The organism is Nonomuraea fuscirosea (assembly GCF_035917475.1).
GTDB lineage: Bacteria > Actinomycetota > Actinomycetes > Streptosporangiales > Streptosporangiaceae > Nonomuraea > Nonomuraea fuscirosea.
The window spans coordinates 4,898,432-4,913,451 of sequence record NZ_CP109074.1; the positions used below are offsets into that span (position 1 = coordinate 4,898,432).

Annotated in this window: 4 protein-coding genes; all 4 read left to right on the forward strand. The window is 74.8% G+C overall.

Annotated features, from left to right (window positions below):
- Positions 1–6: 6 nt before the first annotated feature.
- The 4 genes from OIE67_RS22495 to OIE67_RS22510 are packed head-to-tail and all read left to right on the forward strand — an operon-like array spanning position 7 to position 15,014.
- Entirely contained in the window at positions 7–3,186 is a 3,180-nt protein-coding gene (locus OIE67_RS22495) for an amino acid adenylation domain-containing protein (RefSeq protein ID WP_326643406.1), read from the forward strand.
- Positions 3,183–9,698, forward strand: coding sequence for a non-ribosomal peptide synthetase (locus OIE67_RS22500; protein ID WP_326643408.1), 6,516 nt, complete (start codon positions 3,183–3,185; stop codon positions 9,696–9,698). Before OIE67_RS22495 ends, OIE67_RS22500 begins: the two co-directional genes overlap by 4 nt.
- Positions 9,695–13,738 carry an amino acid adenylation domain-containing protein gene (locus tag OIE67_RS22505; protein ID WP_326643411.1) on the forward strand — a complete coding sequence of 1,348 codons (4,044 nt, stop codon included), beginning with the start codon at positions 9,695–9,697 and terminating at the stop codon, positions 13,736–13,738. The genes OIE67_RS22500 and OIE67_RS22505 overlap by 4 nt, the downstream gene beginning before the upstream one ends.
- Positions 13,716–15,014 (forward strand): MFS transporter, encoded by a 1,299-nt coding sequence (locus OIE67_RS22510; RefSeq protein WP_326643413.1) that lies wholly within the window; start codon positions 13,716–13,718, stop codon positions 15,012–15,014. The genes OIE67_RS22505 and OIE67_RS22510 overlap by 23 nt, the downstream gene beginning before the upstream one ends.
- Positions 15,015–15,020 lie beyond the last annotated feature (6 nt).

The following is a 15,020-nucleotide window of genomic DNA, read 5'->3' on the forward strand; positions in this document are numbered from 1 at the left end:
GCGTAGGTGACCGGCACGTACGTCTTTCCCGCCTCGTTCGCCCAGGAACGGCTGTGGTTCCTGGCCCGGCTGGACCCCGGCGCGCCCGCGTACCACGTCAACGCCGTGCTGGACCTGCCGGACAGCGGTGACGACAGCGGCGACGACAGCGGCGGCGAGAGCGGTGACGGGGGCCGGTGCGAGCGGATGCTGGGCGAGCTGGTCCGGCGGCACGAGACGCTGCGCACCGCCCTGGCGATCGAGGACGGGCGGCTCGTCCAGGTCGTCCAGGTCGAGCTGCCGGTCACCCTGCCTGTGACGGATCTGCGGGCGCTGCCGCCGGAGCAGGCCGAGCGGGAGTTCCGCGAGCTGGCCCTGGCGACGGCGCGGCAGCCGTTCGCGCTGGACCGGGCCCCGCTGTGGCGGGCGCACCTGGTGCGGATGCCTTGCGGGGAGAAGGGCCGGGCGGTGCAGCGGCTGGTGTTCGTGGTGCACCACGCCGTGTTCGACGCCCGCTCGGGCGTCAACCTCGCCGAGGAGTTGCGGGAGCTGAACGAGGCGCTCGACGAGGGCCGCCCGCCGCGGCTGCCCGACCTGCCCGTCCAGTACGCCGACTACGCCGCCTGGCAGCGCGAGCACCTGGCCGGCGGGGTGCTCGCCGCCCAGCTCGGCCACTGGCGGGAGCGGCTGGCGGGCCTGCCGCCCGACCTCGGGCTGCCCACCGACCGGCCCAGGCCGGCCGTGCGCGGCCACGCGGGGGCCGAGCATCATCTGGCGCTGCCCGCCGCCCTGGTCGACGAGCTGGAAGCGCTGGGCAGGCGGCACGGCGCGACGCTGTTCATGGTGCTGCTGGCCGGGCTGAAGGCGCTGCTGTCCCGGTACGCGGGCCGCGAGGACGTGGCGGTGGGCACGCCGGTGGCCGGGCGCGATCTGCCCGAGTTCGAGCCGCTGCTGGGCGTGTTCATCAACACCCTGGTACTCCGTACGGACCTGGGCGGCGACCCGGCGTTCACCGAGTTGCTGGAACGGGTGCGGGAGAGCGTCCTCGACGCGCTCGACCACGCCGAGGTGCCCTTCGACCGGCTGGTCGAGGCGCTCCAGCCGGTCCGCGACACCAGCCGCACGCCGCTCTTCCAGGTGGGGTTCAACCTGCTGCCGATGGCGTCACGCGGGCAGTTCCCGAACGGCACCGCCCAGCTCGACCTGAACGTGGACGTCGTCAGGACGGGCGACGGCGCCGGCGTCTACCTGGAGTACAGCACCGACCTGTTCGACGCCGGCACGATCGCCCGCCTGGCCGGCGCGTACCGGCTGATCCTGGAGGCCGTCGCGGCGGAGCCGGGCATCCGGCTGCCGGAGCTGCCGCTGATGACCTCCGAGCGGCGGCGTGAGCTGCTGACCGGCTGGAACGACACCGCCGCCCCCTACCCGGAGCGGACCCTGCACGAGCTCGTCGCCGAGCAGGCGGTGCGCACGCCCGACGCGGTGGCGGTGCGCGCGCAGGACGGCGCGGAGCTCACGTACGCCGAGCTCGACGCCCGTACGGCGGCGCTGGCCGCGCGGCTGGCGGCCAGGGGTGTGGGGGCGGAGTCGTGCGTGGCGCTGTGCCTGCCGCGCGGCGTGCACCAGATCGTCGCGCTGCTCGGGGTGCTCAGGGCGGGCGGCTGTTATCTGCCGCTGGACGTGGCTTATCCGGCGGAGCGGCTGGCCTACCTGCTGGCCGACTCGGGGGCGGAGCTGCTGCTCACGGAGTCGGCCTGCCTCGATCGGCTGCCTGAGACGCGTCCTGCTGAGCTGCTGCTGGACGCGCCTGTTTCCGACGTGCCCCTGGCCGACGCGCCCGTTTCCGGCATACGCGGTGAACCGGGGCCGCCGCCGCTGGTCACGCCCGGCAACCTGGCGTACCTGATCTACACCTCCGGCTCCACCGGCCGCCCCAAGGGGGTGCAGGTGCCGCATCGCGGGGTGGTCAACCTGGTCACCGACGTGATCCGGCGGCTGGGCGGCGGCAGCGCGCTGTTCATGACCTCGCTCTCGTTCGACATCGCGGCGCTGGAGATCTTCACGCCGCTGCTGTCCGGCGGCACCCTCGTGATCGCTCCCGAGGACGCCGCCCGTACGCCGAAGGAGATCCGCCGAGCCGCGGAGGACGCGGACCTGGTCCAGCTCACCCCGTCCGTGGCGGGCGTGGCGCTGGAGCACCTGCCCGCCGGGCTGCCCCGCGCCATCCTCGGCGGCGAGCCGCTGCCCCTCGATCTCGCCGCCCGCATGCTCACGGTCACCGACGAGCTGTGGAACTTCTACGGGCCCACCGAAACGACGATCTGGTCGACCGCGTACCGGGTGCCGGGCTCCCCCGCCACGATGCGCATCGGCCGGCCGGTGGCGAACACGACGGTGTACGTGGTGGACGGCGGTCTGCGTCCGGTGCCGGTGGGCGTGCCGGGCGAGCTGCTGATCGGCGGGGACGGGGTCACCCGCGGCTATCACGGCCGGGCGGCGCTGACGGCGGAGCGGTTCGTCCCCGACCCGTTCGGGCCGCCGGGCGGACGTCTCTACCGCACCGGCGATCTGGCCCGCTGGCATCCCGACGGCACCCTCGAATGCCTGGGCCGGCTGGACGACCAGGTGAAGGTGCGCGGCGTCCGGATCGAGCCGGACGAGGTCGCCGCCGTCCTGGGTGAGCACCCGTCCGTGCGAAGGGCGGTCGTGACCGTACGCGACGACGCCCCGGGCGGGCGCGGCCTGGTCGCGTACACCGTGGGCGACGCGGAGGAGGCCGCCCTGCGCGCCCATCTGCGTGCCCGGCTGCCGGAGGCGATGATCCCCGCCGCCTTCGTCACCGTCACCGACCTGCCCGTCCTGCCCAGCGGCAAGCTCGACCGCGCCGCCCTGCCGCCGCCGCGCGCCGGTGACCGGGCTGCCGCCTTCGTGCCGCCGCGCACCCCGATGGAGGAGACCCTGGCCGGCATCTGGGCCGAGCTGCTCGGCCGGGAGCGCGTCGGGGTGAACGACGACTTCTTCGCCCTCGGCGGCCACTCGCTGCTGGTGGTCCGCCTGATCGGCCGGATCGACGACGAGTTCGGCGTCGAGCTGCCGCTGCGGCGCTGCTTCGACGCCACGACCGTCGAAGAGCAGGCGCTGGCGGTGCTCGAAGAGGGACTGACCGATGCCGACCTGCTGGACCTGCTGGAGGAGGAGCGGTGAGCGACCCGAACGGGGTACGCGCGCGACTGGCCGGGCTCAGCCCGGAACGACGCGCCGCGCTGGAGGCCCGCCTCACGCGCACCCGGGCCGCGCGGAAGACCGAACCCGAACCTGGGCCTCTCCCCGGGAGCCGGGCCGGGGACGGCGGGGCGCTGTCCGACGCGCAGCGCCGCCTGTGGGTGGTCGACCAGCTCGATCCGGGCAATCCCGCCTACACCCTGTCGTGGGCGTACCGGATCGAGGGCGACCTGGACGCCGCCGCGCTGGCCGCCGCCTTCGACGCGCTCGTGGAGCGGCATCCGATCCTCGGGTACGTGATCGAGACCCGCGACGGCGAGCCCCGCCAGGCTCCCGGCCGGGTGCGTCCCGCGCTGCGGATCGAGACGATGACCGCCGGCGAGGCCGACGCCGCCGCCCGCGAGGAGGCCCGCTACGCCTTCGACCTGACCACCGGCCCCCTGACCAGGGCCCGCCTGATCCGGGTGACGCCCGAACCGGTCGAGGACCGCCGGCCGCACGAGGCCGCCGAACACCGCCTGATCCTGACTTTGCACCACATCCTGGCCGACCGCTGGTCGGTGGCCATCCTGTTCAGCGACCTGTTCCGGCTCTACGCCGGCGAGCCGCCGCCCGACCGGCCGGTGGCGTACGCCGACTACGTGGCCTGGCAGCAGGCGGGCCCGTCGCCCGAGCGGGACCTGGACTACTGGCGCAAGGCCCTCGACGGCCTGCCCGACACGCTCGACCTGCCCGCCGACCGGCCGCGCCCGCCCATGCAGTCGAACCGGGGCCACCGCCTGCTGTTCGAGCTGGACGGCGCCCTCGCCGCCGGGCTGCGCGACCTGGCCGCCGGCCTGCGCGCCACCCCCTTCATGGTGCTGGCCGGCGCGCTCCAGGCGCTGCTCGCCCGCTACACCGGCCAGGACGACATCCCGATCGGCACGCCGATGTCGGCCCGCCCGCACCCGTCGCTGGACCAGACCGTCGGCCTGTTCCTCAACACCGTGGTGCTGCGCGGCGACCTGTCCGGCGATCCGTCCTTCACCGAGCTGGTACGCCGTACCAGGGAGCGGGCGCTGGCCGCGTTCGACCACGCGGGGCTGCCGTTCGAGACGCTGGTGGAGGAGTTGTCCAGCGGCCGGGACCTGTCCCGCAACCCGCTCTTCCAGGTCATGCTCGCCTACCAGAACACCCCCGGCCTGCCCGCCGACCTGCCCGGCCTGCGCCTGGAACGCCTGGACGTGCGCCCCGGCACCGCCATGTTCGACCTGGACCTCATCGTCGAGGAGCGCGCGGACGGGTCGCTGCTGTGCGTGCTGGACCACGCGACCGACCTGTTCGACGACGACCGGGTGCACCGGCTGGCCGCGCACCTGCGCACGCTGCTGGAAGCGGCCGTCGCCGACCCGGGGCTGCGGCTGTCGGAGCTGCCGCTCATGGACCCGGCCGAGCTGCGCGACACCCTGCGCGCCCGCAACGACACCGCGCTGCCGTACCCGGCCCGCGGCATTCACCACCTGGTCGCCGAGCAGGCCGCCCGCTCGCCCGGCGTGATCGCCGTCGAGGGTCAGGACGGCACGTCGCTGACGTACGCCGCGCTGGAGTCACGCGCGAACGACCTGGCCGCCGGGCTGCGCGCCCTCGGGGTCGGCGCGGAGAGCAGGGTCGCCGTCTGCGTGCCCCGGCAGCCGGACCTGATCGCGGCGCTGCTGGCCGTGCTGAAGGCCGGCGGCTGCTACGTCCCCCTGGACCCGGACTACCCGGCCGAGCGGCTGAGGCAGATCATCGCCGACTCCGGCGCCACCGTGGTCGTCACCGTGGGCCCCCTCAAGGAGCGCCTGCCCGCGGACGCCGGCCTCTTCCTGCTCGACGACCCCCCGACCGCCGCCGGCCCCGTGTCTGAGCCCGCCTTCCACCAGGACCAGGCCGCCTACCTGATCTACACCTCCGGCTCCACCGGCCGGGCCAAGGGCGTGGTGGTGCCGCATCGTGGCCTGGTCAGCCTGCTCTGCGACGTGCGTGAACGCCCGGGGCTGGCGGCCGGCGCGCGGTCGCTGTTCCTGACGTCGGTGTCGTTCGACATCGCGATGATCGAGATCTTCGGGCCGCTCGTCACCGGCGGCACGGTCGTTCTCGCCTCCGCCTCCGCCGTCGAACGCGTGCACGACCTCATCAGGAGCGGTGACCTGCGCACCGTCCAGGCCACCCCCTCCGTGCTCGAAGGGCTGCTGCCCGCGCTGGCGCACCGGGTGCCGCGCGTGATCAGCACGGGCGAGGCGCTGCCCGGCCCGCTCGCCGCCCGCCTGCTCGCCGTCACCGACGAGCTCTGGGACCTGTACGGGCCCACGGAGACCACCGTGTGGTCCACCAGGCGGCACGTCACCGACGGCCGGGGCGGCTCGATCGGCCGGCCGGTCGCCAACACGGCGGTCTACGTGGTGGACGGCGACCTGCGTCCGGTGCCGGTGGGCGTTCCCGGCGAGCTGCTGATCGGGGGGGCCGGCGTCACCCGCGGCTACCACGGCCGGGCCGCCCTGACCGCCGAACGCTTCGTCCCCGACCCGTTCGGCCCGCCGGGCGGACGTCTCTACCGCACCGGCGACCTGGCCCGGTGGCATCCCGACGGCACCCTCGAATACCTCGGCCGCCTCGACCATCAGGTGAAGGTGCGCGGCGTCCGGATCGAGCCGGACGAGGTCGCCGCCGTGCTCGGCGAGCACCCGTCCGTTGAGCGGGCGGTCGTGACCGTACGCGACGACGCACCCGGCGGGCGCGGCCTGGTCGCGTACACCATCGGCACCGCCCAGGAGAGCGACCTGCGCGCCCACCTGCGCGCCCGGCTGCCGGAGGCGATGATCCCCGCCGCCTTCGTCACCGTCACCGACCTGCCCGTCCTGCCCAGCGGCAAGCTCGACCGCGCCGCCCTGCCACCGCCACGCGCCGCCGCCGGAGCGTCCGTGCCGGTGCCGCCGCGCACCCCGGCCGAGCGTGTTCTGCACGGTGTCTGGGCCGAGCTGCTCGAACGGGACGACTTCGGGGTCGAGGACGACTTCTTCGCCCTCGGCGGCCACTCCCTGCTGGCCATGCGGCTGGTGGTCAGGCTCAGGGAGACGTACGGGGCCGAGGTGACCCTGCGCCGCTGCTTCACGACCCCGACCGTCGCGGGCCTCGCGCCCCTCCTGCCCAGCGCGGCCGCGCGGCCCATCCCGCCCCTGCCGGACGGGCCGGCGCGGCCCTCACACGCCCAGGCTCGGCTGTGGTTCCTCGACCAGCTCGACCCCGGCAACCCGGCGTACAACGTGGCCTGGGCGGAACGGCTGACCGGGCCGCTCGACGTGACCGCGCTGAGCGCCGCGTTCGACGACCTGGTGGATCGGCACGAGGCCCTGCGCCTGGTCATCGTCACCGACGACGGCGAGCCGGCCCTCCAGGAGGGCCCCCGCCGACCACGGCTGACCGTGCGGGCGGACGCGGACTCCGCGGCGCCGGCCGGGGCGAATCTCGCGGCGGACACCGAACCGGCCCGCGCGGACCCGGCAACGGCCGTGGGGTCGGCGGAGGCTCGGCACCGGTTCGATCTGGCGGGCGGGCCGCTGGTCAGGGCCGTTCTGGTGCGGCGCGGCGACGCCGAGCACGACCTGTACCTCACGCTGCACCACGTCGTCACCGACCGGTGGAGCCTGTCGATCCTGCTGCGCGACCTCATGGAGCTCTACCGGGCCCGGGTCACCGGCACCCCGGCCGGGCTGCCCCCGCTCGCCACCGGGTACCGGGACTTCGCCGCCTGGCACCGGGCCCGGGTGTCCGGGCGGACGGACGACCTGGCGTACTGGAAGGACGCCCTCGCCGGCCTGCCTCCCGCCCTGGACCTGCCCGCGGACCGGCACCGGCAGGGGCCGGCGACCATGGAGGGGCGGCGGCTGACGTTCCCCATCGACGCCGCGACCGTGACGGCGGTGCGCGCGCTCGCCCGGGAACGGCAGGTGACACCGTTCATGGTGCTGCTGGCGGCGTTCCAGGCGGTGCTGGCCCGGTACACGGGCGGCACCGACATCCCCGTCGGCACCCCGGTGTCCGGCCGGGCCCACCCGGATGTGGAGGAGATGGCCGGGCTCTTCCTCAACACGCTCGTCCTGCGCGGCGACCTGTCCGGCGAGCCGTCCTTCGCCGAGCTGCTGGCCCGTACCCGCGAACGCGTCCTGGACGGGCACGACCACGCCGAGCTGCCGTTCGAGGTGCTGGTGCGGGAGCTGGCCGAGGAGCGCGACCTGGCCCGCAACCCGCTGTTCCAGGTGATGCTCGCCTACCAGAACGTGCCGCCGTCCCCGCCGGAGGTGGCCGGGATCGCGCTGCGCACCCTCGACATCGACCCGGGGGTGACGCAGGCGGACCTGCACCTGGTGATCGAGGAGTCCGGCGACACGCTCACGGGGGTGCTGCACTACGCGAGGGATCTGTTCGAGCACGACCGGATGGAGCGCTTCGCCGACCACTTCCGCTCGCTGCTGGCGGCCGCGGCGGCCGAGCCGGACCGGCCTGTGGCCGACCTGCCGCTGCTCACCCCGGCCGAGCTGGACGTCATCCTGCGGGCCGGCGACACGACCGTGCCGGTCCCCGCCGCCACATTGCACGCGCTGGTGGCCGAGCAGATCGCCCGCACGCCGGACGCGCCCGCACTGGGGCACGAGGCCGCGGACGGGAGCCGGGCCTGGCTCACCTACGCGGAGTTCGGCGCCCGGGTGAACCACCTGGCCAGACGGCTGCGCACGCTCGGAGCCGGGCCCGGCGAGGTCGTGGGGGTGTGCCTGGAACGGGGCGCCGACCTGGTCATCGCCGTGCACGCCGTCGTCGCCACGGGCGCGGCCTACCTGCCCCTGGAACCCGACCACCCGGCCGAGCGCCTGGCAGGCATGATGACCGACGCCGGCGCCCGCCTGGCCGTCTCGACCGACCCTTTCGCCGCCCGCCTGCCCGGCCCGACGACGGTGCTGCTCGATCGCGACGCCGCGGCCGTGGCCGCTGAGGATGACGCGCCGCTCGGGGTCGAGCCGCACCCTGACACGCTCGCGTACGTGATCTTCACCTCCGGCTCGACCGGCCGGCCCAAGGGAGTCGGCGTCTCGCATCGGGCGATCGTGAACCGGCTGCGCTGGATGCAGGACGCCTTCCGGCTGACCGGGGACGACCGGGTCCTGCACAAGACGCCGTTCTCGTTCGACGTGTCGGTGTGGGAGCTGTTCTGGCCGCTGATGACCGGGGCCGGGCTGGTCGTGGCCCGGCACGGCGGACACGCCGACCCCGCCTACCTGGCCGACCTGCTCGAACGCGAGTCGGTCACCACCGTGCACTTCGTCCCGTCCATGCTGGACGCCTTCCTGTCCGAGCCCGGCCTGGGCGAACGGCTGAGCGCGCTCCGCACCGTGGTGTGCTCCGGGGAGGCGCTCGGCGCGGAACCGGCCGCCCGGTTCGCCGCCGCCCTGCCAGGGGCGGGCCTGCACAACCTGTACGGGCCGACCGAGGCGGCGGTGGACGTGTCGTGGCACGCGTGCCGGCCCGGCGAGGCCGCGATCCCGATCGGCCGGCCGGTCGCGAACACCCGCCTGGAGATCCTCGACGCCAGGATGAACCGCGTCCCCGTCGGCGTGCCCGGCGACCTGTGGATCGGCGGCGTGCAGCTCGCCCAGGGGTACGCGTCCCGTCCCGCGCTGACGGCCGAGCGTTTCGTCCCCGACCCCTACGGTCCTCCTGGCGGCCGGCTGTACGACACCGGCGACCTGGCCCGGTGGCGGCCGGACGGCGAGATCGAGTACCTGGGCCGCTCCGACCACCAGGTCAAGATCCGCGGCATGCGGGTGGAGCCGGGCGAGGTGGAGGCGGCCCTGGCGGCCCTGCCCGGCGTCCGCGCCGCGGCCGTCCGCGCCATCGAGGACGGCGCCGGCCTCCGCCTGGCCGGCTACGTGGTCCCGTCCGGCCCCGAAGCGGCCGATCCCGAAGCGGCCATTGATGCAGCGACCGACGCTCCGGCGGCCGGCGCGGACGTGACGGGAGCGTGGGAGCGGAGGTTGCGGGACACGCTCCCCGAGCACCTGATCCCCAGCACCCTGACCGTGCTCCCCGAGCTGCCCCTCAACCGCAGCGGCAAGCTCGACCGGAACGCCCTGCCCGACCCGCGCGCCCGCGCGGCCACCGGGCACGCCGAGCCGGAAGGGGCGGCCGAGCTGGCCGTCGCCGCCGCCTGGCGCGGGGTGCTGGGGCTGGAGCGGGTGTCGGCGCACGACAACTTCTTCGCCGCCGGCGGCGACTCCATCCGCAGCCTCAAGGTGGTCTCCCGCCTGCGCGAGGCCGGTTACGCGGTACGGCTGGAGCAGCTCTTCCGCCACCAGACGGTCAGGGAACTGGCCGAGCGGCTGCTGCCCGCCCCGGCGGCCGAACCACCCGAGGCGCCACCGACGCCGTTCGGCCTGCTCAATCCCGACGATCTGGCACGACTGCTGGAAGGCGAGGCCCAATGACCGTGACGACGGGAGCCGCACGTGGCCTGGAGGACGCCTATCCTCTGGCCGCGCTGCAGGCCGGGATGCTCTACCACAGCGCGTACGAGCCGGACGCGGCCACCTACCACGACTTGACCACGATCACCCTGCGCGGCGTGTTCGACGCGGGGGCGTTCGAGGCGGCGCTGGCCGAGGTGACCGCCCGGCATCCCGTGCTGCGCACCTCGATCGATCTGACCGGGTTCAGCGAGCCGCTGCAGCTCGTGCATCGCTCGGCGACGCTGCCTTTGGAGGTGACGGACCTCGCGGGCGACCCGGCGGCCGGGCGCCGGCTCGCGGAGTGGTCGGAGGCGGAGAAGCGGCGGCCGTTCGACTGGGCGTCGCCGCCGCTGGCCCGCGCGCACGTGCACGTGCTGCCGGGTGAGCTGTTCGCGTTCAGCCTGAGCTTCCACCACGCGATCCTCGACGGGTGGAGCGTGGCGGCCCTGGTCACCGAGCTGTTACAGCGCTACCACGGCCACCTGACCGACGAACCGGTGCCGCTCACCCGCCCGGGCGCGGCCTTCCGCGAGCTGGTCGCGGCGGAACGCGCCGCGGTGGCCGCGCCGGAGACGCGCGACTTCTGGCAGGCCAGGATGGCCGACGCGCCCGGCACCCGGCTGCCCCGCCTGCCGGGGCCGCACGGCGAGCCGGGGGCGGAGGTGCTGCGGCTGCCGCTGCCGGCGGAGCTGCTGGAACGGCTCGGCGCGGCGGCCAGAGGGCTGGCGGTGCCGCTGCGGACCCTGCTGCTGGCCGCCCACCTGCGCGTGCTCGCCCTGGTCACCGGCGAGAGCGAGGTGATGACCGGCCTGGTCACGCACAGCAGGCCGGAGAGCGAGGCCGGCGAGGAGGTGCTCGGCCTGTTCCTCAACACCGTGCCGCTGCGCCTGGCCGTGACCGCCCCCACCTGGGCGGAGCTGGTGCGCGAGGTGTTCGAGGCGGAGGTGGCGCTGCTGCCGCACCGGCGGTATCCGCTGTTCGAGATCCAGCGGGCCGCGGGCCGCTCGCCGCTGCTGGACGTGCTGTTCGACTTCCGCGACTTCCACGTCTACCGGGGCCTGCCCGGCGTCGAGATCGTCGATCAGGACTTCTTCGAGCAGACCGACGTGCCGTTCGCCGCCGCGTTCGGCCGCTCGCGCGAGCACGGCGGCTTCGACCTGACGCTCACGTACGACCGGGCCCAGTTCGGCGCCGGCCAGGTCGCGCGGTTCGGCGAGCTGTATCTCGTCGCGCTGCACCAGGCCGCCGACCCCGGTGACGATCCGCGGTCCGAGGGCCCGTACTTGGAGCGCGACGCCGCCGCGGTCGACGGCTGGAACGCCACCGCCAGGACCTACCCGGACGCGGCCCTGCACGAGCTGATCGCCGCGCAGGCCGCGCGGACCCCCGCCGCGCCCGCCGTCTGCTACGACGGGACCTGGCTCAGCTACCGCGAGCTGACCGAGTGGGCCGGGGCCGTCGCCGCGCGGCTGACGGCGGCCGGCACCCGGCCGGGCGACGTGGTCGGGGTCTGTCTCGAACGCGGCCCCGACCTGCTGCCCGCCCTGCTCGGGGTGCTCGGGGCCGGGGCCGCCTACCTGCCTCTTGAGCCGGGGCTGCCGGCGGAGCGGCTGGCGTACATGATCGAGGACGCGCGGGCGCGCACGGTGCTGACCGGCGCGGCGAGCACGACGGTCCTCCCTGCCGGCGTCGCCCTCTCCCTCACCGGCCCCGAACCGGACCCCGCCGCCCTCCCCCGCACCGGCCCCGCAGCGGATCCCGTCGCCGCCACCGGCCTCGCCCCGGATCCCGCCGTCGGCTCCCCGGCGCGGGTGCATCCCGATTCGCCGGCGTACGTGATCTTCACCTCCGGTTCCACCGGCCGGCCCAAGGGGGTCGGCGTGTCGCACCGGGCGATCGTGAACCGGCTGCTGTGGATGCAGGAGGCGTTCGGGCTCGCCCCGGACGAGCGGGTGCTGCACAAGACGCCGCTGTCGTTCGACGTGTCGGTGTGGGAGCTGTTCTGGCCGCTGATCACCGGTGCCGGGTTGGTCGTCGCCGAGCCGGACGCGCACCGCGACGGCGCCCGCCTGGCCGCCCTGGCCGCCGCCCACGACGTCACCACCATGCACTTCGTCCCGTCCATGCTGGAGCTCTTCCTCGACGAGCCGGACCTGCCGGCGCTGCGCCGCGTCATCTGCTCGGGCGAGGCGCTGGGCGCCGAGCTGGCCGCCCGCTGCCACGACCGCCTTCCGCACACCGAGCTGCACAACCTGTACGGCCCGACCGAGGCGGCCGTGGACGTCACCTGGCACCCTTACGAGCCGGGCGAGCCCTCCGTGCCCATCGGCCGGCCCGTGGCCAACACCCGCCTGGAGGTCCTGGACGCCGGCGGCCGGCGGGTCCCCGTCGGCACCCCGGGCGAGCTCTGCCTGGGCGGCGTCCAGCTGGCCCGCGGTTACGTCAGCCGGCCCGGGCTCACCGCCGAGCGGTTCGTGCCCGACCCGTACGGGCCGCCCGGCGCCCGGCTCTACCGCACCGGCGACCTGGCCCGCTGGCTCCCGACCGGCGAGATCCAGTACCTCGGCAGGACCGACTTCCAGGTCAAGATCCGCGGCCAGCGGGTCGAGCTGGGCGAGATCGAGGCCCTGCTGACCGCCGAAGCCTCCGTGCGCGCCGCCGTCGTCGTGCTGCGCGGCGAACGCCTCGTCGCCTACGTCGTCCCCGAGAACGGCAGCGCGAACGGCAGCGCGAACGGCACCGCGAACGACGCCGGCGGCGGAAGCGACACGCCGAACACCGACGCCGCCGGCCCCGCCGCCCCGGCCGGTCGGCTGCCCGATCTGGCCGCGGCGCTGCGGACGCGGCTGCCCGAGTACATGATCCCCGCCGCCTGGGTGCCGCTGGACGCGTTGCCCGTCACCGCCAACGGCAAGCTCGACCGGGCCGCCCTGCCCGACCCCGGCGACGCCGGCCGCGCGCCGTACCTGCCGCCGCGCGACCCGTTCGAGGCCAGGCTGGCCACCCTGTGGGAGGAGACGCTCGGCGTGGACGCCATCGGCGTGCACGACGACTTCTTCGCCCTCGGCGGCCACTCCCTGCTGGCCCTGCGCCTCACCATGCGGCTGCGCAAGGAGCTCGGCCGCGACGTGCCGCTGTCGTCGGTGCTGACGTCGCCGACCGTCGCCGGGCTCGCCGCCGAGCTGCGCCGCCCGCAGGACAACGACGGCGCGCCGCGCCGGATCGTGCCGCTGCGGCCGACCGGCGACCGCGATCCCGTCTTCCTGTTCCACGCGCTCGGCGGCCAGGTCTTCCGCTATCTGCCGCTGACCCGCCACCTCGGCCCCGACCAGCCCGTGTACGCCGTCCAGGCGGCCGGCCTGGCCCCCGGCGAGCGGCCGCACGCCACGCTGGCGGAGATGGTGGACGACTACACCGCCCACCTGCTCGAAGTCCGCCCGCACGGCCCGTACGTGCTGGGCGGTTACTGCATCGGCGGCAACATCGCCCTGGAGACCGCCCGCCGGCTGCGTGAGCTGGGCGAGGAGGTGCCGCTCGTCGTCCTGTTCTACTCCGACGCGAACGAGCCGGTGCTGCGCGCCTCGCTGGAGGACGACGCCGTGCTGCTCACCCACGCCCTGGCCGGCGGCAAGGTCCAGGTGAACCTGGACGACCTGCACCGGATGAGCCCGGACGAGCGACTGCTGGCCGTGATCGACGCCGCGGCCAGGGCCGACACGCTGCAGCCCGACACCGCCGACCTGCGTCAGGCCCGCCGCTTCGTGGACGTGTTCCGCGCCAACGCGCACGCCGTCGGCCACTACCGGCACGCCCCGTACGACGGCGACGTCCTGCTGTACTCGCCCGCCGCCGAGGGCGTCCCGCCCGACGACATGGGCTGGCGGGACGTCGTCACCGGCCGCCTGCGCATCTCGCCCATCCACGGCGAGCGTTTCACCGTCATGTACGAACCCCGGGTCGCCCTCGCGGCCGCCGAACTGAGGAGCAGCATCGACCATGGCCTCACCTCCGACGACTGAGCCCCCCACGCCCGGCCCCGCCGCGGCGGAGCCGCCCACGCTGTGGAAGAACCGCGACTTCCTCAAGCTGTGGAGCGGCGAGAGCCTGTCGCTGGTCGGCTCCCAGGTGACCGTGCTCGCCATGCCGATCGTCGCCTACCTGTGGCTGAACGCCTCGGTCGCGGAGATGGGCGTGCTCGGCGCGCTGTCCAGGCTGCCGATGGTGCTGTTCTTCGTGGTGGGCGTCTGGGTGGACCGGATGCGCCGCCGGCCCGTGCTCATCTGGAGCGACGTCATCCGGGCGTTCATGCTGGCCACGGTGCCGCTGCTGTTCGTGATGGACCTGCTGACGCTGTGGTGGCTGTACGCGGTCGTGTTCGTGATGGGCGTCGCCGGGGTGCTGTTCGAGATCGCCTACCGGTCGTACCTGCCGGTGCTGGTGGCCCCCGAGCACCTCGGTGACGGCAACAGCAAGCTGCAGCTCAGCGACTCGGTCTCCAAGGCGGTCGGGCCGAGCCTGGCCGGGTTCCTGATCGCGACCCGCTCGGCGCCGCTGGTCATCCTGGTGGACGCGGTCAGCTATGTGCTGTCGGCGGCGTTCCTGATCTCCATCCGCAAGCGGGAGGACCCGCCGCCGCCCGACAGCGGCGGCAGCATGATCGGCGCCATCCGGGCGGGCTTCGGCTGGGTGATGTCCCACCCGGTCGTGCGCCCGCTGGCCATCGCCAGCGCCGTCTACTCCTTCTTCGACATCGGCATCCTGCAGACCCTCTACATCCCGTACGTGATCGACGGCGCCGGCGTGCCGGCCGGCTGGGTCGGGGGCGTGCTCGCGGTCGGCGGCGTCGGCGCCGTGGCCGGCGCGTGGCTGTCGGTGCGGCTGATGAAGGGGGTGGGCCCCGGGCCCACCATGTTCTGGTCCACAGTGATCGGCAACAGCGCGCTCATCCTGGTGCCGCTGGCCGGGGGGCCGCTCTGGCTGGCGATCGGCGTGCTGGCCTTCTCGCAGCTGCTGGTCGGGCTGTGCACGCAGGTGTTCGTGGTGAACAACATCACCGTGCTGCAGTCGGCGACACCGCGTGAGCTGGTCGGCCGGGTCATCGCCACCATCTGGGCGATGGGGCTGGTGCCCGCGCCGATCGGCGCGCTGGTGGCCGGGCTGATCGGCGAGGCGGTCGGCATGTGGCCGGTGGTCCTGACCGCGGCGGTGATCGGCGCGGTGGTGCCGATGATCGTGCTGGCGCTGTCGCCGATCCCCCGGATGCGCGAGATGCCCCAGGCCCCGGCCGCCACCTGAGCGGCC

What these genes read in the sequence shown, in the direction of transcription:
- OIE67_RS22505 (WP_326643411.1), top strand. Translation starts at nt 9,695, where the DNA reads ATGACCGTGACGACGGGAGCCGCACGTGGCCTGGAGGACGCCTATCCT.
- OIE67_RS22510 (WP_326643413.1), top strand. Translation starts at nt 13,716, where the DNA reads ATGGCCTCACCTCCGACGACTGAGCCCCCCACGCCCGGCCCCGCCGCG.